Source organism: Kitasatospora misakiensis (genome assembly GCF_042656005.1).
In the GTDB taxonomy this organism is placed as follows: Bacteria; Actinomycetota; Actinomycetes; order Streptomycetales; family Streptomycetaceae; genus Kitasatospora; species Kitasatospora misakiensis.
This window is the reverse complement of sequence record NZ_JBHSOF010000029.1, coordinates 17,141-37,768: the sequence shown is the minus strand read 5'-3', so window position 1 is coordinate 37,768 and position 20,628 is coordinate 17,141. Positions and strand designations below refer to the sequence as shown.

The 20,628-nt window shown below is 74.6% G+C and carries 16 protein-coding genes; 6 read left to right on the top strand and 10 right to left on the bottom strand.

Translation table 11 applies throughout. The annotated features are described in order from the left end of the window. The first annotated feature begins 384 nt into the window (after nucleotides 1-384). The 5 genes from ACFP3U_RS21625 to ACFP3U_RS21605 all read left to right on the top strand — a co-directional run bounded on the left by ACFP3U_RS21625 (nucleotide 385) and on the right by ACFP3U_RS21605 (nucleotide 5,847). Nucleotides 385-1,158 carry an amino acid ABC transporter ATP-binding protein gene (locus tag ACFP3U_RS21625; protein ID WP_380227232.1) on the top strand — a complete coding sequence of 258 codons (774 nt, stop codon included), beginning with the start codon at nucleotides 385-387 and terminating at the stop codon, nucleotides 1,156-1,158. Between the two features lie 204 nt (nucleotides 1,159-1,362). Next, a complete protein-coding gene (locus ACFP3U_RS21620; protein ID WP_380227231.1) occupies nucleotides 1,363-2,271 on the top strand; it encodes a glutamate ABC transporter substrate-binding protein in 909 nt (302 codons plus the stop codon). 71 nt (nucleotides 2,272-2,342) lie between these two features. Beyond that, nucleotides 2,343-2,996, top strand: a complete 654-nt coding sequence (locus ACFP3U_RS21615) for an amino acid ABC transporter permease (RefSeq protein WP_380227230.1) — start codon at nucleotides 2,343-2,345, stop codon at nucleotides 2,994-2,996. Beyond that, nucleotides 2,993-3,844, top strand: coding sequence for an amino acid ABC transporter permease (locus ACFP3U_RS21610; protein ID WP_380227229.1), 852 nt, complete (start codon nucleotides 2,993-2,995; stop codon nucleotides 3,842-3,844). Before ACFP3U_RS21615 ends, ACFP3U_RS21610 begins: the two co-directional genes overlap by 4 nt. A gap of 134 nt (nucleotides 3,845-3,978) precedes the next feature. Beyond that, nucleotides 3,979-5,847: an FAD-dependent monooxygenase gene (locus ACFP3U_RS21605; RefSeq protein WP_380227227.1), complete on the top strand. Its 1,869-nt coding sequence runs from the start codon at nucleotides 3,979-3,981 to the stop codon at nucleotides 5,845-5,847. Here the strand turns inward: ACFP3U_RS21605 and rny are convergent. The 7 genes from rny to ACFP3U_RS21570 form a co-directional block, all read right to left on the bottom strand. Continuing rightward, nucleotides 5,804-7,255 carry a ribonuclease Y gene (gene rny / locus ACFP3U_RS21600; protein WP_380227226.1) on the bottom strand — a complete coding sequence of 484 codons (1,452 nt, stop codon included), beginning with the start codon at nucleotides 7,253-7,255 and terminating at the stop codon, nucleotides 5,804-5,806. The two genes, ACFP3U_RS21605 and rny, sit on opposite strands and share 44 nt — an antisense overlap. Before the next feature lie 253 nt (nucleotides 7,256-7,508). After that, nucleotides 7,509-8,552, bottom strand: a complete 1,044-nt coding sequence (locus ACFP3U_RS21595; protein WP_380227225.1) for a regulatory protein RecX — start codon at nucleotides 8,550-8,552, stop codon at nucleotides 7,509-7,511. Nucleotides 8,553-8,556: 4 nt separating this feature from the next. Next, nucleotides 8,557-9,675 (bottom strand): recombinase RecA, encoded by a 1,119-nt coding sequence (gene recA / locus ACFP3U_RS21590; RefSeq protein WP_380227224.1) that lies wholly within the window; start codon nucleotides 9,673-9,675, stop codon nucleotides 8,557-8,559. A gap of 177 nt (nucleotides 9,676-9,852) precedes the next feature. Continuing rightward, nucleotides 9,853-11,163, bottom strand: coding sequence for an AI-2E family transporter (locus ACFP3U_RS21585; RefSeq protein WP_380227223.1), 1,311 nt, complete (start codon nucleotides 11,161-11,163; stop codon nucleotides 9,853-9,855). 93 nt (nucleotides 11,164-11,256) lie between these two features. Continuing rightward, a complete protein-coding gene (locus ACFP3U_RS21580; protein ID WP_380227222.1) occupies nucleotides 11,257-11,451 on the bottom strand; it encodes a DUF3046 domain-containing protein in 195 nt (64 codons plus the stop codon). Nucleotides 11,452-11,493: 42 nt separating this feature from the next. Beyond that, nucleotides 11,494-12,045: a GNAT family N-acetyltransferase gene (locus ACFP3U_RS21575; protein ID WP_380227221.1), complete on the bottom strand. Its 552-nt coding sequence runs from the start codon at nucleotides 12,043-12,045 to the stop codon at nucleotides 11,494-11,496. A gap of 88 nt (nucleotides 12,046-12,133) precedes the next feature. After that, on the bottom strand, nucleotides 12,134-13,759 hold the full coding sequence (locus ACFP3U_RS21570; RefSeq protein WP_380227220.1) for a S8 family serine peptidase: 1,626 nt from the start codon (nucleotides 13,757-13,759) through the stop codon (nucleotides 12,134-12,136). 203 nt (nucleotides 13,760-13,962) lie between these two features. On the opposite strand from ACFP3U_RS21570, the gene ACFP3U_RS21565 reads away from it, so the two are divergent. After that, nucleotides 13,963-18,699, top strand: a complete 4,737-nt coding sequence (locus ACFP3U_RS21565; protein ID WP_380227219.1) for an ATP-dependent helicase — start codon at nucleotides 13,963-13,965, stop codon at nucleotides 18,697-18,699. A gap of 159 nt (nucleotides 18,700-18,858) precedes the next feature. Here ACFP3U_RS21565 and ACFP3U_RS21560 read toward each other — a convergent pair whose 3' ends face one another. The 3 genes from ACFP3U_RS21560 to ACFP3U_RS21550 form a co-directional block, all read right to left on the bottom strand. Beyond that, a complete protein-coding gene (locus ACFP3U_RS21560) occupies nucleotides 18,859-19,080 on the bottom strand; it encodes a hypothetical protein (protein ID WP_380227217.1) in 222 nt (73 codons plus the stop codon). A gap of 124 nt (nucleotides 19,081-19,204) precedes the next feature. After that, nucleotides 19,205-19,573: a helix-turn-helix domain-containing protein gene (locus ACFP3U_RS21555; protein ID WP_350551437.1), complete on the bottom strand. Its 369-nt coding sequence runs from the start codon at nucleotides 19,571-19,573 to the stop codon at nucleotides 19,205-19,207. Nucleotides 19,574-19,956: 383 nt separating this feature from the next. Further along, nucleotides 19,957-20,562, bottom strand: a complete 606-nt coding sequence (locus tag ACFP3U_RS21550; protein ID WP_380227216.1) for a CinA family protein — start codon at nucleotides 20,560-20,562, stop codon at nucleotides 19,957-19,959. Between the last annotated feature and the right edge of the window lie 66 nt (nucleotides 20,563-20,628).

Genomic DNA, 20,628 nt, shown 5'->3' with positions numbered 1-20,628 from the left:
GGGGCTGTCCCGCGGTCGCCGCGCGATCGGCACGGCCCCCTGCCGGGCAGGTCCCGGTTCTGCGCAGTATGGGCCAGCGAACGCGCGGACGCCAGGCTCGGCCGGGCGCCGCCCACCGGCACCGGGGCTCCGCGACCACCTCCGCCGGGGCTCGCGGACGGTGTCACTGTGCCCGCGCGGGGGCCGTGTGAACAGCGTTCGCCGAGCGTGTGTCCGGATCGTGATCCTCAAATTCCACTCAGATCGGCTGACGTGGCCTCGTCGCTGATCCTATGGTCACCCCACCGAGGGCCGCAGCTCCGCCGGCTGCGGCCCTCGGATTCCTACCACCATTGCCGCCCAAGGGAGTTCGCACCCACGGGCCGACCCGAGGGAGCAGGCCCGATGACCACGAGCCTCCACACGGACTCCCGCGCCGACGCCGCTCCCCTGGTGGTCCTGCGCAACGTGAACAAGCACTTCGGCGCCCTGCACGTGCTGCAGGACATCGACTTGGAGATCCAGCAGGGCGAGGTGGTCGTACTGATCGGCCCCTCCGGCTCCGGCAAGTCCACGCTGTGCCGGACGATCAACCGGCTGGAGACCGTCGACTCAGGAACGATCACCATCGACGGCCGACCGCTGCCCGCCGAGGGCCGGGAGCTGGCCAAGCTGCGGGCCGAGGTCGGCATGGTCTTCCAGAGCTTCAACCTCTTCGCGCACAAGACCGTGCTGGAGAACGTGGCCCTCGGCCAGGTGAAGGTCCGCGGTATCGCCCGCGACAAGGCCGTGCAGACCGCCAAGGAGCTGCTGGACCGGGTCGGTGTCGGCGCCCAGGCCGAGAAGTACCCCGCCCAGCTGTCCGGTGGCCAGCAGCAGCGCGTCGCGATCGCCCGGGCGCTGGCGATGAACCCCAAGGTGATGCTCTTCGACGAGCCCACCTCGGCGCTCGACCCGGAGATGATCAACGAGGTGCTGGAGGTCATGCGCCAGCTGGCCGCCGACGGCATGACGATGGTCGTCGTCACCCACGAGATGGGCTTCGCGCGCTCCGCCGCCAACCGGGTGCTGTTCATGGCCGACGGCCGGATCGTCGAGCAGAACACCCCCGAGGCCTTCTTCACCGCGCCGCGCTCCGAGCGCGCCAAGGACTTCCTCTCCAAGATCCTGCACCACTGATCCGATCCCCCACTGATCCGATCCCCCGGTCCGGCCCCGGCCGACGGCGGCGAGAGCGCCGCCGTGCTCCGGCCTGCCCGCCTGCCTTACCCGCCTGTCCCGCCTGTCCTGCCTGTCCCGCCTGTCCTGCCCGCCCTGCCCGAAACGCACGCCCTTCGCCAGAGCCCGGTCGACCCGTGGCCAAGCCCGAGGAGAACTACCCTCATGAGGACTCGTCGCACCTTCGCCGTCGCGCTCTGCGCCATCGCGCTCACCGCCACCGCCGCCTGCGGCAAGGACGGCACGCCCGGCAGCAGCAACACCTCGGCCGGCGGCAGCGCCGCCCCGGCGCTGCCGACCTACACCGTCAAGACCGACGTCAAGGTGGACTCCGCGGTCCTGGCCGAGGCCAAGAAGCGCGGCCAGCTGATCATCGGCGCCAAGTCCGACCAGCCGTTCCTCGGCTGGGAGGACCTCGCCAGCGGCGACCGCAGCGGCTTCGACATCGAGATCGCCAAGATGGTGGCCGCCGACCTCGGCTTCACCCCGCAGCAGATCAAGTGGCAGACCCTGGTCTCCTCGCAGCGCGAGCCGGCCATCTCCAAGGGCCAGATCGACTTCTACGTCGGCACCTACAGCATCAACGACGAGCGCAAGAAGTCCGTCTCCTTCGCCGGCCCGTACTACGTCGCCGGCCAGGACCTGCTGGTCAAGGCCGACAACACCGCGATCACCGGCCCGGACTCGGTCAACGGCAAGAACGTCTGCACCGCCACCGGCTCGACCTCGATCAAGAACATCGAGAAGTACTCGCCGAAGATCACCCAGTTCGACACCTACTCGGCCTGCGTCGAGAAGCTGATGTCGGGCGAGGTCGACGCGGTCACCACCGACGACGCCATCCTCAAGGGCTACGCCTCGAAGTACGCCGGCAAGCTCAAGGTCGTCGGCCAGCCCTTCACCAAGGAGAACTACGGCGTCGGCCTGGGCAAGGACGACAAGGCGCTGCGCGACGCGATCAGCGACGCGCTCAAGGCCCACCAGGACAACGGCGACTGGAAGAAGGCCTACGACGCCACCCTCGGCCTCTCCGGCGCCGCCGCGCCGCAGCCGCCGGCCCTGGACCGCTACTGATCCACCCGGTGCCCCGGGCGACCGGGGCACCGGCCCCTCGCATCACTGAAACCTGAGAGGAGGGCCGCCGGATGGGCTTCCTGTTCGAGGACGGCAACTTCGCGCTGTTCCGCGACGGCTTCCTGCAGACGATCGAGCTGAGCGCGCTCAGCGCGCTGCTCGCCCTGCTGCTGGGCACCCTGCTGGCGGCCTTCCGGGTCTCCCCCGTCCCGGTGCTGCGGGCCTTCGGCACCGGCTGGGTGACGATCTTCCGCAACACCCCGCTGACCGTGCTGTTCTTCGCCGTGACCTTCGGCCTGCCGCCGCTGGGCGTGCACTTCAGCCACCTGGTCTTCGCGGTGCTGGCGCTCGGCAGCTACACCGCGGCGTTCGTCTGCGAGGTACTGCGCTCCGGCATCAACACGGTGCCGCTCGGCCAGGCGGAGGCGGCCCGCAGCCTCGGCCTGACCTTCGGCCAGACCCTCACCCAGATCGTCCTGCCGCAGGCGGCCCGGACCGTACTGGCGCCGATGAGCAGCGTCTTCATCGCGCTGCCGAGGAACTCGGCGATCGCCGGCGCGTTCAGCGTCAGCGAGCTGTACAGCGTCCAGCAGGGCTTCTCCGACGGGGTCGGCTACTCGATCTTCGCGATCTTCTTCTGGGTGGCCTGCGCCTACCTGCTGATCAGTGCCGCCGTGGCCCTGCTGTTCCGTTTCCTGGAGTCCCGACTGGCGGTGGCCCGATGAGCAAGCTCTTCACCCGCTCCGCGACGGCCAGCGTCCTCTACGACGCCCCCGGCCCGAAGGCGCGCACCCACAACCGGATCTTCGGTGTGCTCGCGCTGGTCGGCATCGCCGGCCTGTTCTGGTACGCCTTCACCACGCTCGACCAGAACGGCCAGTTCGACCCCGAACTCTGGGACGCGTTCCAGTACACGACCATCCAGCAGCGGCTCGTCGACGGCCTGGTCTCCACCCTGCAGGCCTTCGGGCTGGCGGCGGTGTTCTCGCTGGTGCTGGGCGCGCTGCTGGCCGCCGGGCAGCTCTCCGACCACAAGCCGGTGCGCTGGGCCTGCGTCGCCTTCGTCCAGTTCTTCCGGGCGATGCCCCTGCTGATCCTGATCGTCGCGCTCTACTACGGCTTCTTCGCCAAGGAGCCGATGTGGGCCCTGGTGCTCGGCCTCACCCTCTACAACGGCTCGGTGCAGGCGGAGATCATCCGCAGCGGCGTCAACGCGGTGCCGCGCGGCCAGGGCGAGGCGGCGTTCGCGCTCGGCCTGCGCAAGACCCAGGTGATGACCACCATCCTGGTCCCGCAGGCGGTCCGCTCGATGCTGCCCACGATGATCGGCCAGCTGGTCGTCACCCTCAAGGACACCTCGCTGGGCGCCATCATCACCTACCACGAGCTGCTCTTCGTGGGGAAGGCCATCGCCACCCAGCCGCTGAACGCGGCGGGCTTCCCCTACATCCCCGTGGTCCTGGTGATCGGTCCCATCTACATCGCGATGTGCCTGTTGCTCACCGCGCTCGCCCGGTGGATCGAGGCACGCGGCCGACGCGGCGCGAACCGGCGCACTTCAGCTGCTGCTTGACGGACACGCAGGCGATCTGTTGCATTGCTCTTCGTGACACCATCCGGGAGCATCCACGCGGCATATGACGGCAGCCTCACGGCCGACCCATGCTCCGAGGACCACGGCGCCCGTCCGGGCGCGAAGGGACCGGCATGGACCCGGTGATCGTGGTCGGGGCCGGGCCGGTCGGCCTGGCCCTGGCCCTCGCCCTCGCCCGGCACGAGGTGCCGACCGTGGTGCTCGACGAAGGCCCCGGGCTCTGCCCCGAGAGCCCGCGCAGCCTCGTCCTCGGCGCCGACACCGCCGCCTTCCTGACCCGGATCGGCTACGCCCGGGCGGTCTCCGACGCCGCCCGCTGGGACGCCTTCGCCGTCTGGCGCCGCCGCCAGGAGGTGCTCCGGATCGACCTCGCCGACACCCCCGTCCTGCACCTGCCCCAGCACCGCCTCCAGCGCGGCCTGCGGGACGCCCTCACCGGCACCCCGCTGGTCAAGCTGGTGCCACTGCACCGGGTGACCAGGCTCGAACAGGACCGCGACGGCGTCAGCGTGCTCACCCGCAACCCGCAGGACGGCACCGAGACCTGGTGGCGCGGCAGCCACCTGGTCGGGTGCGACGGGGCCCGCTCGGCCGTCCGCAAACTGCTGAAGATCCGCTTCCCCGGCCGGCCCGCCGTCGACCGCAGCGCGATCGCCACCGTCCGGGTCGACCTGCCGTTCAGCGGCCCCCGGCTGCACCGCGAGCCGCCCTGGCGCGGCGACCGCGAGGCCACCGCCCGCCCGCTGCCGGACGGCGTCTGGCGGCTCGACTGGCGGCTGCCCCCGGGCCGGCCCGCCCCCACCGAACCGGTCGACCCGCACGCCACCTGGCCCGGCATCGTCACCGGCGACACCCTGCTCACCCGGGTCACCGCCACCCTCACCGGCTGGTGCGGCGAGCTCCCGAAGTTCGACCTGCTCGCCGCCGCCGACCACACCGCCCAGCAGCGGCTGGCCGCCCGGTTCCGGGTCGGCCGCTGCTTCCTGGCCGGCGACGCCGCCCACCTGCACGGCGCGCTCGGCATGCAGAACCTCACCGACGGCCTGCGCGACGCCGACAACCTGGCCTGGCGGCTCGCCCTCGCCTGGCACCTCCACTCCGGCGGCCCGCAGCCCGGCGGCACCCTGCTCGACGGCTACGAGGCCGAACGCCGCGGCGCGGTCGGCGCCCGGCTGCGCGCCGTCGACCAGGCCATGCCGCTGCTGCGCCCGCTGCGCGGCTGGGCGCAGACCCGGCGCTCGCTGCTCACCGGCTCCTTCCGCAAGCACGCGCCGATGCTCGCCGACGGGCACCTCGGCACCGGGCGGTTCGGCGGCGCCCCCGCCTACCCGACGGCCCCCTCCGGCGTGCCCGGGCGGGTCCCGGTCCAGCGCGGCGCCCGCGGCACCACCTCGCTCAGCGAACTGCTGCCCGCCACCGCGCCCGGGGTGCTCGTCCCGGACCTGCCGGTGCTGGCCACCGACGGCACCCCGGACCAGCTGCACGCCCGGCTCGGCGCGGGCTTCCTGCTGCTGCTGGTCGCCCCCGGTACCGCCGTCTGGTCCGCGGAGCACTGGCTGGGCGCCGGGCTGATGCCCCGGCTGGCCGAGGTCGCCGCCGCGCTGCCGGTGCCGGCCGAGGTGCTGGTCACCGAGGCCTACCCGGGCGCCGGACCGCACACCGTGCTGCTGATCCGGCCGGACGGGCACCTGGTCGGGGTCACCCAGGGCGCGGCCGCCGACGAACTCCTGGCCCTGGCCGACCGGGCCAGGGGCGGCCCGGCCTCGCTTCCCGGTGCTGATCCGGAGGGCCCGGCCGCCGAACCGGCCTCGCCGGCTGAACCGTCCGCCCAGGCCACCGCTGCCGGGCCCGTCACCACCGCCGCGCCGGTCACCGGCCCGGTCGCGGTCACCGGCCCGGTCGCCGCCCGGGCGGACGACGGGAGTCTGGCGACGGGCCCTAGCGGGCCACCTCGGTCGCCCGGCTCTCCCGGACCACGGTGACCCGGATCTGGCCCGGGTAGGTCAGCTCCTCGGCGACCTGCTTGGCGACCTCGCGGGCGATCACCTGCGCCCCGAGGTCGTCCACCACCTCCGGCCGGACCATCACCCGCACCTCCCGACCGGCCTGCATCGCGTAGACGTTGGCCACGCCGTCGTGCGCCCGGGCGATCTCCTCCAGCCGCTCCAGCCGCCGCACGTACGTCTCCAGCGACTCCTTGCGCGCGCCCGGCCGCCCGCCCGAACAGGCGTCGGCCGCCTGGGTGAGCACCGCCTCCACCGTCCGCGGCGCCACCTCGCCGTGGTGCGCGGCGATCGCGTGCACCACGTCCGCCGACTCGCCGTGCCGCCGGGCGAAGTCGGCGCCGACCGCCGCGTGGCTGCCCTCGACCTCGTGGGTCAGCGCCTTGCCGATGTCGTGCAGCAGCGCCGCGCGCCGCACCGGCTCCGGGTCCACCCCGAGTTCGGCGGCCATCATCCCGGCCAGGTGCGCCGACTCCACCAGATGGCCGAGCACGTTCTGCCCGTACGAGGCCCGGTAGCGCAGGGTGCCGAGGGTGCGGACCAGCTCCGGGTCCATGCCGGAGACCCGGACGGCGAGCAGCGCGTCCTCGCCGGCCCGCACACAGCGGCGCTCGACCTCGGCCTGGCTGCGCTCGTGGACGTGCTCGATCCGCAGCGGGTGGATCCGGCCGTCCTCGACCAGCTGCTCCAGGGTGAGCCGGGCGGTCTCCCGGCGGACCGGGTCGAAGCAGGAGAGCCGCACCACCGCGGGTGTGTCGTCGATGATCAGATTGACGCCGGTGACGGCCTCGAAGGCGCGGATGTTGCGGCCCTCGCGCCCGATCACCCGTCCCTTCATCTCCTCGTTGGGCAGCCGGAACACCGACACCGCGGTCTCGGCGGTCTGCTCGGCCGCCAGCCGCTGGATCGCCCCGGCCACGATGCCCCGGGCCCGCTGCTCGCCCTCCTCGCGGGCGGCGCGCTCGATCTCCCGGACGGTGACCGCCGCCTCCCGGCGGGCCTCCGACTCGGCCGCCCGGACGAGTTCGGCGCGGGCCTGCTCCGGGGAGAGACCGGCGGTCCGCTCCAGCGCGGCCGCCCGGCGCCGGACCAGCTCCTCGGCCTCCTCCCTGGCGCGGGCCAACGCGGCCGAGCGTTCGGCCAGTTCGGCCTCGCGGCCGCGCAGCCGGTCGAGCTCCCCGGCCAACCACTCCTCGCGCCGGTCGAGTTCGGCGCGGAGCCGGTCGGCCTGTTGCTCGGCCTGCCGCCTGGTCCGCTCGGCCTCGGCGACGGCGCGGCGCCCGGCGACCCTGAACCGCCGGGCCGACAGCCAGGCCGCCGTCAGGACCACCAACAGAACGGCCACCAGCAAGGAGGCGGCCGATCCGGCGCTCACCGCGATCCTCATGCTGCCCACTCCCCGTCCCGCTGCGGCGCACCGCCCGGAACCAGCGTGCGGCCGCCCGGAACCGCCCGGTCACAGGCATGGCCGGGCGTGCGGCCGGGGGTGGCCGAGGGATGATCGACGTGCTCCCGCACTGAGTGCGAGGCTAGGCGTGGGTTACGAAACGGTCAAGACTGGTCAGGTGGTTGACCAACCTTCGGGTCACCGCCGGGCGGCGGGGACCGGGGTGGGGCCAGGGGCGGGGCGGAACCGGGCTTCAGTCCTCGTATCCGGCGTCCTCGTATCCGGCGTCCTCGTAGCCGGCGTCCTCGTAGCCGGCGTCCTCGGACCCGTCCGCGGACTCCTCCTCGTCCAGGGCCTCGCGAACCACCCGGAAGGCCAGGCCCTCGGAGTAGCCGCGCCGGGCGAGCATCCCGACCAGTCGCCGGGTGCGGGTCTGCCGCTCCAGGCCCCGGGTGCTCCGGAGCCGGCGGTCGACCAGGCTCCGGGCCGCCTCGGTCTCGTCGTCGTGGTCGAGCTGGGCGAGGGCCTGTTCGGCGAGCTCCCCGGAGACGCCCTTGGTCCGCAGCTCCTGCGCCAGCGCACGCCGGGAGAGGCCGCGGACGCTGTGCCGGGACTCCACCCAGGCCCGGGCGAAGGCCCCGTCGTCGATCAGCCCGACCTCCTCCAGCCGGGTCAGCACCTCCTCGGCGACCTCGTCCGGGATCTCCCGCTTGCGCAGTGCGTCGGCGAGCTGTTTGCGGCTCTTGGCCGCGCCGGTGAGCAGGCGCAGGCAGATGTCCCGGGCCAGGGTCCCGGGATCGACCGACTCCTCGGCGCGGGCCCGCCGGCCGGCACCGTCCCGCTCCCTCGCGCCCCGGCCGCGAGCACCCCGGCCGGACGCGGCCCGACCGGTCTCGTCCTCGCCGGACGCATCCCGGTCCGCGTCCTCGTGGCTCGCGCCTCGTGGGGCGCCGCCCCGCCGGGTACGGCCGGACCGCCGCCCGGTCCGCTCCTCGGGGAACGCCGGAGCGGAGTCGGCCACACCCCCGTGACCGGCCGTCCCCGCTCCACGGCCCCGATCGTCTCCGGCGTCAGCACCGCCCGGTAGGCCGGGCGACTGCTCGGCCTCCAGCGCCGAACGCCGTCGGCGCCGCCCCGAGGGCAGGTCGGAGGCCGTGACGAGCCCGAGCTCGCCGACGCCCGCCGGGCGCCCCGGCTCCGGCCCGCGCGCCGGCTCCGGTGCGGCGTCGGCCGCGAACCAGTCCGGCGGCCCGTAGTCGTCGTCCTCCGGGCCGGCCGGTCCACTGTGCTGCGTCAACGGTTCAGGCCTTGGCAGCCGCCGCCGTCTTCTTCGCCGCGGCCGTCTTGGCGGCGGTCGCGGTGATCGGCTTGGCCGCACCCTCGGCGGCACCCGCCGGCGCCTCGCCCTCGGCCGGCTCCTCCAGCTTGGGGCCGATGCCCAGCTTGCTCTTGATCTTGCGCTCGATCTCGTCGGCCAGCTGCGGGTTGTCCTTCAGGAAGTTGCGGGCGTTCTCCTTGCCCTGGCCGAGCTGGTCGCCCTCGTAGGTGTACCAGGCGCCCGACTTTCGGATGAAGCCGTGCTCGACGCCCATGTCGATCAGGCCGCCCTCGCGGCTGATGCCCACGCCGTAGAGGATGTCGAACTCGGCCTGCTTGAACGGAGCGGCGACCTTGTTCTTGACGACCTTGACCCGGGTGCGGTTGCCGACCGCCTCGGTGCCGTCCTTCAGGGTCTCGATCCGGCGGATGTCCAGCCGGACCGAGGCGTAGAACTTCAGCGCCCGGCCACCGGTCGTGGTCTCCGGCGAGCCGAACATGACGCCGATCTTCTCGCGCAGCTGGTTGATGAAGATCGCGGTGGTGTTCGACTGGTTCAGCGCACCGGCGATCTTCCGCAGCGCCTGGCTCATCAGGCGCGCCTGCAGACCGACGTGCGAGTCGCCCATCTCGCCCTCGATCTCCGCGCGCGGGACCAGCGCCGCCACGGAGTCGATGATCACCAGGTCGATCGCGCCGGAGCGGATCAGCATGTCGGTGATCTCCAGGGCCTGCTCACCGGTGTCCGGCTGGCTGACCAGCAGGGCGTCGGTGTCCACGCCGAGCTTCTTGGCGTACTCCGGGTCGAGCGCGTGCTCCGCGTCGACGAAGGCGACCGTGCCGCCGGCCCGCTGGGCGTTGGCCGCCAGGTGCAGGGTCAGCGTGGTCTTGCCGGAGGACTCGGGGCCGTAGATCTCGACCACCCGGCCACGCGGGATTCCGCCGACCCCGAGCGCGACGTCCAGGGCGGTGGAACCGGTGGAGATCACCTCGATCGGCTCGTTCGCCTTCTCGCCGAGGCGCATCACCGAGCCCTTGCCGAACTGCCGCTCGATCTGGGCGAGTGCCGTCTCAAGGGCCTTTTCGCGGTCCGTACCTGCCATGGCTTCCACCCTCGGGTTCTGTGCTGTGCGCTTCATCGTCCTCGACGCTAGCGCGTCCCACTGACAATCGGCCCCGACCGGGCTCTGCCTGGGGAAAACTCTGCGCCGGAGAGTACAGAGAACACATGTTCGAATCAAGCCGGAGTCGTTCGGCCACCGCTCGGGCCACCGCTCGGGCTACTTCCGCTTCGAGTCCCCGCCCACCATCCGCCGCAGCCGGCGCGCCGCCTCCCGCCGCAGCCGGCGGCGCTGCCGGCGCTGCTCGCCGCGGTCGATCCGCGGGTCGGTGGCCACCTCGTAGCGGCGCACGTACGTCCCGACGAAGCCCTGCAGGGTGGCCGCCGCCGGGATCGCGATCAGCGCGCCGACCGCCCCGAGCAGCGCCGCGCCCGCGATCACCGAGCCGAAGGCCACCGCCGGGTGCACGTCGACCGTCCGCGCGGTGATCCGCGGGTGCAGCAGGTAGTTCTCGATCTGCTGATAGACCACCACGAACACCAACACCCAGAGCGCGTCCACCGGCTGCGGCGTGGTCAGCCCCACCAGCACCGGCAGCGCCCCGGCGAGGTAGGTGCCGATGGTGGGCACGAACTGCGACATGACGCCGACCCAGACCGCGAGCGCCGCCGCGTACGGCAGGTCCAGCAGCGCGAACATCACCCAGTGCGCGAGCGCCGAGGCGACCGCGAGCAGGGCCCGCGAGTAGAGGTAGCCGCCGGTCTTGGCCAGCGCGATCTCCCAGGCCCGCAGCACCTCGGCCTGCTTGGCGGGCGGCAGCATCGAACAGACGGTCCGTCGCACCCGGGGCCCGTCGGCGGTGAAGTAGAAGGTGAAGAGGCCGACGGTGAACACCTGGAAGAGCCCGCCGAGCAGGGTCGAGGAGACGCCCCAGACGTTGTCCGCGGCCTGCTGGGCGTAGTTCTCGATCGCCCCGGAGTCCTTGAGCAGCTTCTTCTGCAGCTCGTCCAGCGAGAGGTCCTGCTGGAAGGTGCGGTTGATCCAGCCGATCAGGTTGTCCAGCAGGTGCGGGAGGTCGCCCGCGATCTTCGCGACCTGGTCGACCAGCAGGGTGCCGAGCGCCGTCAGGAAGCCGGCCACGGCGATCACCACCGCGACGAAGACCAGGAAGGTACCGACCCCCCGGCGCACGCCCCGGGCCGCCATCCGGTCCACCGCCGGCTCCAGCGCCAGCGAGAGGAAGAAGGAGACCAGCAGCATCACGAAGAGGTCGATCAGCTGGTGGAACGCCCAGTCCGCGAGCTGGAACAGACCGACCAGGACCAGGGCGAGCACCATCGCCCGCGGCAGCCAGCGCGGCATCCCCGAGCCCCAGAGACCGTCACCCGCGGTCCGGCCCTCCGTCGGCCCGGAGGGCGGGCCGGGCGGGCCGGGCGGTGCGGTCGGCGGCGAGGCGGGCGGAGGGCCCGCGGCCTCGTCGGCGACCTGCGCCGACCCGTCCGAATTCTGCTGTTCTGCGCTGCTTGCCACCCGCACAGTTTGACCCATGCCCTACGAACGTTCGAGCATCGGTGAAGGGTTCTCCGGGCCGGGGTCGGGGCCGGTCCGGCGCCGCGCCGAGGGTCAGCGGAGCACCGCGGGGACGCCCTGGGTGGCGCAGACCACCCGCCAGACGTCCTTGGCCTCCCAGCCCGCCTCCAGCGCCTGCCGCACGGTCCGCCCGCCCAGCTCGCTCATCACGTGGTCGCTCGCGAAGGACTCCGCGTACGCCCCGCCGAAGTGCTCGTCCATTCGCCGCCAGAACTCCGTCAGCCTCATGCCCACCAGTATCCCGGACCGCCCGAGGACGGCGGCGGGCCCTCAGGGCCGCCAGTCGGCGACCGCCAGGGCGTACTCGACCTCACCGTGCTCACTGCCCGGGATCGCCTCCGGGTAGTCCTCGTGGAAGGTGCGCACGTAGGAGAGCCCGGCCTTCTCCATCACCCGCCGCGAGCCGCCGTTGACCGCCATGGTGTACGCCACCACCCGCTCGACGCCGAGTTCGGTGAAGCCGCGGCGGATCAGCGCCCGGGCCCCCTCGGTGGCGTAGCCGCGCCCCCAGGCGGGGCGGCGCAGCCGGTAGCCGAGTTCGACCTCGGCGCGGTCGCCGTCCGGCGGCCGGAACTCGAACCAGCCGAGGAAGGCCCCGCCGTCCCGCTGCTCGGCGGCCCACCAGCCGAGGTCACCGTACCGGCGGTAGTGGTCGAAGTAGAGCGGCAGCAGGCTCTCCTCGACCACCGCGCGCGGGGTGGGCCGCCCGCCGGTGAGATAGCGGGTCACCTCCGGGTCGGCGTCCAGCTCCACCAGGGCGTCCAGGTCGTCGGCGGTGAAGCGGCGCAGCACCAGCCGCTCGGTGGTGAGGAAGGCGTCCATCCCGCGATCCTCGCCCGTCCGCCCCGCCCCGTCACCCGGTTTTCCGCCGGCCCGCCAGCTGGCCCGTTCCGCAGGGGCCCGCGCCCGGTCAGCGCGGCAACACCAGCGTCCCGGCGCCGTAGTACTCCCGGTCGCCGCAGGCGTGCGGGCCGGGCGGGCAGGCGGCGGCCGCCGTGGCGGCCAGCAGCGCGGCGAGCCGGTCGGAGTCCCAGTCCGGGTGCAGCGCGGCGGCCACCGCGACCGCCCCGGTGACGTGCGCGGCCGCCATCGAGGTGCCGGCCAGCGCGGCGTACTGCCCACCCGGCCAGTCGGAGACCACCGCCCCCTGGGCACCGCCGTCCGGATCCCCGCCGGGGGCGGCGAGCGAGACCCGGCCGCGTCCGTGGTTGGTGTAGGCGGACGGGCGGCCGTCCCGGTCGACGGCGGTCACCGTGACCACCCCGGGCAGCTCGCCGGGCAGCCGGACGCACTCGGGACCGACGTAGCGGGACTGCGGCGGCCCGGTCGTACGGTCGTTGGGGCTGCGCTCGTCGGCGCGGGAGGCGCCGAGGTCCTGCGCGTCGTTGCCGGCCGAGGCGACCACCACCGCGCCCTTGCGGCGGGCGTACTCGGCGGCCCGGCCGACGGCGGCGGTGAGCGCGGCCTGGTCGGCGTCGCCGGGGCAGTTGTACTTCCACGGGTCGGCGAAGTAGCTGTTGTTGATCGCCCTGGCGCCGTGGTCGGCGGCCCAGAGCATGCCGCAGACGATGTTCTCGGTGTAGTACTGGCCGAGCGGTCCGAGCAGGCGGACGGCGGCGATCCGTACGCCGGGCGCGACCCCGCTGACGCCGCGGCCGTCCCGGGCGGCGCCGACGATCCCGGCGACGTGGGTGCCGTGGCCGCTCTCGCCGACGCCCGTGTCGGGGCGCCAGGAGCCGGTGCGGGCGTCGGGGCGGCCGTCGGCGCAGGAGGCGGAGCTCCTCGGGTCGACGGCGGCGCGCAGATCGGGGTGGGTGTCGTCGACGCCGGAGTCGAGGACGGCGACCAGCACCTTGCGCAGGGCGTCGGCGGCGGGGGCGGGGGCGGTGGGGCCGCGCAGCAGGTTGGGGGTGGCGTCCGCAGCGGCGCCGGGGGCGGCGCCGAGCAGGGCGAGGTTCCAGGCGTCCCGCTCGCCCGGGTCGGGGACCGTGACGGTGGCGTCGTCCCCACCATCCCCGCCGTCCCCGCCGCCGACCCGTGTGTCGCCCGCCCAGTCCGAAGCCACACGGTCGGCGCCGGCCCGGAAGTCGCCCGCGCCGTCCAGCGGCCGGGGCGGTCCCGGCACCGGCGAGGTGCGGGTGGCGCCGACCGCGGCCACCCCGGGCCGGCCCCGGAGCTTCTCCGCGAAGCCCCCGCCCGCGTACGCGAGCACCACCCCGATCTGGGGGTACTCCTGGACGACCTGCCCGCCGGCCGCGCGGGCCTCGGCCGCCGCACGGCCGGCCCCGTCGGCGTCGGCCCGCTCGGCCAGCACCAGGTAGCTGAGGTAGGAACGCCCCGGCCCGGCGACGTACGGCACGGCCCCGCCGACCACCAGCGCGGTCAGCAGCATCGCGAGCAGGATCCGGAACGGCCCCCGGGCCCGGCGCCGGGCGGCCCCGCGAGGACCGGCCGCCCGGACCGGTACGGGCGGCGGGGCGGGACCACGGCCGGGGACCGGGGCGGGACCGCGGCCGGACGGGTCCACCTGCGCCATGGCACGGTCTCCGCTCGTCGGTCCCGGTGGCCGCGCCGGAGCCGGCCGACCGCAGGAGGGCTGATCTTCACAGGAGCATCACGGGGGTCTGAATCATCACCATATGATCCGTTTGTCCGTCCCGCCTTCCCGGTTGCCCCGAACGGCCAGCGACCCGACGGGGCCCGGCCCCCGTTGTCAGTGCCACCGGGCACCATGGGGGCATGGCGACCGAGCACCCGACCCCGACCCCGGCCGACCCGCTGGCCGGCTTCGCCCCCGCCACCCGGGCCTGGTTCACGGGGGCCTTCGCCGCGCCCACCACCGCCCAGGCCGAGGCCTGGCGCGCCATCGCCCGGGACACCGACGTCCTCGTGGTCGCCCCCACCGGCTCCGGCAAGACCCTCGCGGCCTTCCTGTCCGCGCTGGACCGGCTCAGCAGCACGCCGCCCCCCGCCGAGCCCAGGCGCCGCTGCCGGGTCCTCTACATCTCCCCGCTCAAGGCCCTCGCGGTCGACGTCGAGCGCAACCTCCGCGCCCCGCTGGCCGGCCTGCGCCAGGCCTCCGTCCGGCTCGGCCTGCCCGAACCGGACGTCCAGGTCGGCATCCGCTCCGGCGACACCCCGGCCGCCGACCGCCGGCGCTTCGCCACCCACCCGCCGGACATCCTCATCACCACCCCCGAGTCGCTCTTCCTGCTGCTCACCTCCGCCTCCCGGGAGGCGCTGCGCGGCATCGACACGGTGATCCTGGACGAGGTGCACGCCGTCGCCGGCACCAAGCGCGGCGCCCATCTGGCGCTCTCCCTGGAGCGGCTGGACGAGCTGCTCGACCGCCCGGCCCGCCGGATCGGCCTGTCCGCCACCGTCCGCCCGGTCGAGGAGGTGGCCCGCTTCCTCAGCCCCGGGCGCGGCGCCGAGGTGGTCCAGCCGCCCGCCGCCAAGGAGTTCGACCTCTCCGTGGTCGTCCCCGTCCCGAACCTCGACGACCTGCCCGCCGCCCCCGCCGTCGGCGGCGCCGCGGGCAGCGACCCGCAGCGCCAGGCCTCCATCTGGCCGCACGTCGAGGAGCGGATCGTCGACCTCGTCCAGGCCCACCGCTCGACCATCGTCTTCGCCAACTCCCGCCGCCTCGCCGAGCGGCTCTGCAACCGGCTGAACGAGATCGCCCTGGAACGCTCCGGCCACGCCCCGCTGCCGGAGGCGCACGCCCCCGCCCAGCTGATGGGCGGCTCCGGCGCCGCCCGCGGCGCCCCGCCGGTGATCGCCCGCGCCCACCACGGCTCGGTCTCCAAGGAGCAGCGCGCCCTCGTCGAGGAGGAGCTCAAGGCCGGGCGGCTGCCCGCCGTGGTCGCCACCTCCAGCCTGGAGCTGGGCATCGACATGGGCGCCGTCGAGCTGGTGGTCCAGGTCGAGTCCCCGCCCTCGGTGGCCTCCGGCCTGCAGCGGGTCGGCCGGGCCGGCCACCAGGTCGGCGCCGTCTCCACCGGCGTCGTCTTCCCCAAGTACCGGGGCGACCTCGTCCAGTCCGCCGTGGTCACCGAGCGGATGCGGGCCGGCCGGATCGAGGCGCTGCGCGTCCCGCGCAACCCGCTGGACGTCCTCGCCCAGCAACTGGTCGCGATGACCGGGATGGACACCTGGCAGGTCGACGAGCTGCTCACCGTCGTCCGCCGGGCCGCGCCGTTCGCCACCCTGCCGCAGTCCGCCTTCGACGCGGTGCTCGACATGCTGGCCGGCCGCTACCCCTCCGACGCCTTCGCCGAGCTGCGCCCCCGCCTGGTCTGGGACCGGGTGGCCGGCACCGTCACCGGCCGCCCCGGCGCCCAGCGGCTCGCCGTCACCTCCGGCGGCACCATCCCCGACCGCGGCCTGTTCGGCGTCTTCATCGCCGGTACGGACCCGAAAGAGGGCGGCGGGCATCAAGAGGGGCAGCGCGCAGCGCTTCCCAAGAAGGGTGGCGGCGGGCGACGGGTGGGCGAGCTGGACGAGGAGATGGTCTACGAGTCCCGGGTCGGCGACGTCTTCACCCTCGGCACCTCCTCCTGGCGGATCGAGGAGATCACCCACGACAAGGTGCTGGTCACCCCCGCCCCCGGCATCCCCGGCCGGCTGCCGTTCTGGAAGGGCGACACCCTCGGCCGTCCGCTCGAACTCGGCCGTGCCCTCGGCGCCTTCACCCGCGAGCTCGGCGCCCTCGACCCGGAAGCCGCCACCGCCCGGCTCAAGCGGGCCGGACTCGACGACTGGGCCGCCGGGAACCTGCTCGACTACCTCGCCGAGCAGCGCGCCGCCTGCGGCCACCTCCCCGACGACCGCACCATCGTGGTCGAGCGCTTCCGCGACGAACTCGGCGACTGGCGGATCGTCGTGCACTCGCCCTTCGGCGCTCAGGTGCACGCCCCCTGGGCGCTCGCCCTGGCCGCCCGGCTGCGCGAGAAGCACGGCCTCGACCCGCAGGTCATGCACGCCGACGACGGCATCGTGCTCCGACTGCCCGACGCCGACCTGCTCGACCCCGGCTTCGACTTCGCCGCCCCCACCGCGAAGGCCGTCACCGACGACGCGCCGGTCGGCGCCGACGCCGCCCTCTTCGACCCGCAGGAGATCGAACAGCTGGTCACCGACCAGGTCGGCGGCTCCGCCCTGTTCGCCTCCCGCTTCCGCGAGTGCGCCGGCCGCGCCCTGCTGCTCCCCCGCCGCAGCCCCGGCAAGCGCACCCCGCTCTGGCAGCAGCGCCGGCGCGCCGCCCAGCTGCTGGAGGTCGCCGCCGAGTACGGCTCCTTCCCGATCGTGCTGGAGGCCGTCCGGGAGTGCCTCCAGGACGTCTTCGACGTCCCAGGCCTGGTCGAGCTGATGGGGGACCTCGAATCCCGCGCCGTCCGCCTGGTCGAGGTCACCACCCCCGAGCCCTCCCCGTTCGCCCGCTCGCTGCTCTTCGGCTACGTCGCCCAGTTCCTCTACGAGGGCGACTCCCCGCTCGCCGAGCGCCGGGCCGCCGCCCTCTCGCTCGACTCCCGGCTGCTGTCCGAACTTCTCGGCCAGGCCGAGCTGCGCGAACTGCTCGACCCGGAGGTGCTCGCCGAGCTGGAGGCCGAGCTCCAGCGGCTCACCCCCGAGCGCCGGATCAAGGACGCCGAGGGGGTCGCCGACGCGCTGCGCCTGCTCGGCCCGCTCAGCGAGGCCGAGCTGACCGCCCGCGGCGCCGAACCGCTCTGGGCGCTCGAACTGGAGGCCGCCCGCCGGGTGATCCAGGTCCGGATCGCCGGCGAGCGGCGCTGGTCCGCCGTCGAGGACGCCGGCCGGCTGCGCGACGCCCTCGGCACCCCGCTCCCGGTCGGCGTGCCCGAGGCCTTCACCGAACCGGTCAAGGACCCGCTCGGCGACCTCCTCGCCCGGCACGCCCGCACCCACGGCCCGTTCACCGCCGCCGAGGCCGCCGCCCGCTACGGCCTCGGCACCGCCGTGGTCACCGGCACCCTGCACCGGCTCACCGCCGGCGGCCGCCTGGTCCAGGGCGAGTTCCGGCCGGTGGACAACCACACCGCCACCGTCGAGTGGTGCGACGCCGAGGTGCTGCGCCGACTGCGCCGCCGCTCACTGGCCGCCCTGCGCCAGGAGGTCGAGCCCGTCCCGCCACGCGCCCTGGCCGCCTTCCTGCCCCAGTGGCAGCACCTCTCCGGCCACCGGCTGCGCGGCCCGGACGGCCTGCTCCGGGTGGTCGAACAGCTCCAGGGCTCCGCCCTGCCCGCCTCCGCCCTGGAGAAGCTGATCCTCCCGGCCCGGCTGAGCGACTACTCCCCCGGACTGCTGGACGAGCTGACGGCGGCCGGCGAGATCGGCTGGGCCGGCGCCGGCGCCCTGCCCGGCAACGACGGCTGGATCAGCCTGCACCTGGCCGAGAACGCCCACCTGCTGCGCCCCGAGCCCGTCCCGCCCACCGTCACCCCGGTGCACACCGCGCTGCTGGAGGCGCTGAGCGGCGGCTACGGCCTGTTCTTCCGCCAGTTGGTCGCCCACCTCCCGGAGACGCCCGAGCCGGAGATCGTCGAGGCCCTGTGGGACCTCGTCTGGGCCGGCTTCGTCAGCAACGACACCCTGGCTCCGCTGCGCGCCCTGCTCGGCTCCGGACGGACGGCCGGCTCCACCGCGCACCGCGCGCCCCGGGCCACCCCGCGCGGCCGCTACGGCGGCGCCGGGCGCGCCCACGGCCGGCTCGGCGGGGCCCTGCGCAGCGGCCCGCCGACGGTCGGCGGGCGCTGGTCGCTGCTGCCCCCGTTCGCCGCCGACCCGACCGTCCGGGCCACCGCCCAGGCCCAGAGCCTGCTGGACCGGCACGGCCTGCTCACCCGCGGCACCGTCGCGGCCGAGCGGGTGCCGGGCGGCTTCGCCGGGGTCTACCGGGTGCTCGCCGCCATGGAGGAGCGCGGCCGGGCCCGCCGGGGGTACTTCGTCGAGGGCCTGGGCGGCGCCCAGTTCGCCATGGAGGGCGCCGCCGACCGGCTGCGCTCGGTCAACGGCCGGCTGGAGCGGGCCCGGGGCGTGGAGTGGCCGGCCGCCCCGTCGGCCGAACCGCCGCAGGCCCTGGTGCTGGCCGCCGCCGATCCGGCCAACGCCTACGGCGCCGCGCTGCCCTGGCCCGAGCCGCCCGCCGGGGCCGCCGAGACGGCGGGCAAGGCGCACCGGCCCGGGCGCAAGGCCGGCGCCCTGGTCGTCCTGGTCGACGGCGAGCTGTGCCTGTACGTCGAGCGCGGCGGCAAGTCCCTGCTGGCCTGGCCGGAGGACGGGGCGACGCTCGCCGCGGCGGTGGCCGCGCTGGCCGGGGCGGCCCGGGCCGGGGCGCTCGGCACCGTCACCGTCGAGCGGGCCAACGGCGCGCCGGCCCTCGGCTCGGTGCTCGGCGCCGCGCTGGAGGAATCGGGTTTCCACGCCACCCCGCGCGGTCTACGGCTGCGGCCCTGAACCGCCGGCCGGTCTAGGCGGAACAACGAAGGGCCGGAAAGGGTCCTGGAAGAGACCGAAAAACAGCCCGAACCGGGTACCCGCCGCCCGCCGGACGCCGCCGGACGCACGACGAGGGCCGCGGGACCCTGAGGTCCCGCGGCCCTCGTCCGCGTTCTGTCACCCGGTCGGAGGCTCGGCCTCCGCCCGTGGGTCGGGCTCACCCGTCCGGCGTCGCGACGGGCCGGTGGACCACCGGTCGGCATGGACCGGGATCAACCCGAGGCCCCAGCCGCCGGCCGCCAGCAGGCCCAGCATCGCGCCGTCGGGCAACCGCCCGGCGCCGGTCGACAGCCACCAGCCGAACCCGACGGCCAGGACCGTCAGGAGGGCCAGGACCACCGGACGCCGCCGGGACCGCACCCACCGGAGCCGTATTCGAGCCCCGGCACGCATCGCCGCCGCACTCCGCACGACCGCCTCCTTCGCTCAACCCGGGCTGGATGCAACCCGTTCCGAGGCCAGGTCAGGCGGCGACCACGTCCATCGCGGCGGCCTTGGGCGACATGTTCGCCCGGTCGGTACCGGGGGCCGGCAGCGGTACCGGTTCGAGCACCGGCCTCAGCAGTTCACCTTCGGAGAGGGTGGCCATTGCCGCAAGTTCGGCGAGCGACAGTTCGTCGCTGACCTCGCGCATGACCTCGGACATCCGGACGTCGAGTGCGTCGCAGATGGCGGAGAGCAGCTCCGAGGAGGCCTCCTTCTGTCCCCGCTCGACCTCGGAGAGGTACCCGAGCGAAACCCTGGCGGCCGCCGACACCTCGCGGAGTGTGCGGCCCTGGCGCTGGCGCTGCCGACGCAGTACATCGCCCAGTAGGCGACGGAGCAGGATCATCGGTGCCTCCCTCCTCGGACTGCGGATCGAGATGTCACGCCCCCACCGTACCGCCTTGCCCGCTTCGCGTGCGGGGACCCTGGTCGTGTTCACTCTGGGCTGCAAGGCTGTCCCCTCCCCTGTTTCGGTGTCGCACCCGGGTCGGCGGGCACCCCGTCGTACCCTCCGGGCGGCACCCGGTCACCGCCGCGCCACTCGTTCGCCACCTGGTTTCTGCCCAACCAGGACCCCCGATATAACACGATCCTGCAGCCGTGCGATGCCCGCACGCCAGTTCGGCAGATCTCGGTTCGGTGGAGATCCGGCGAGCGGGCTCCGGCGGGCACCGGAGGCGGAGGTGGGACGAACAGCGGAACGAACGGTGAGGCGGTGCGGACGACGGCTCAGTGCGTGGGCGTACCGGACGGAAGCCGCCCGACGAGCAGCTCCAGAGCGGCTGTCACCGCCCCGTGACGGATTGTGGCACGCTCCCCCGACAACCGTGGCGAACTGACCAGACTTCCCCCCGGGCCCGCCACCGCGAGGTGTACCGTGCCGACCGGCTGCCCGTCCTGCGGCTCGGGGCCGGCCACACCGGTCGTCGCGACCCCGTAGGTGGCACCGAGCAGCTTCCGCACGCCCTCGGCCATCTGCCGGGCCACCACCGGGTGAACCGGGCCGTGGACCTCCAGCAGGCCCTCGTCGACGCCGAGCACCGAGGCCTTCAGCTCGGTCGCGTACGCGGTCACCGATCCCCGGAAGGTCGAGGACGCCCCGGGGACGTCCACCAGGGCCGCCGCCAGCAGCCCGCCGGTCAGCGACTCCGCGACGGCCACCGTGCCGCCCTCCGCCCGCAGCGCGGCGTGCGCCCGCTCGGCCAGCCCGAAGTCGACCGCTCCCAGGCCTGCGGGCCCGTTCCCCGGCCCGCACTCCACCTCGTCCCGCACCCCGTCCCGCACCCCGTCGCCCGGCCCGCCCGCGGCCCGCACCGTCCCGGCTCTACCGCTCATCCCGACGTCCCTCCCTCGCGTTCCCCCGGGCCCGCCCCGGAGTACCCGCCATTGTGGGCCCGGAGG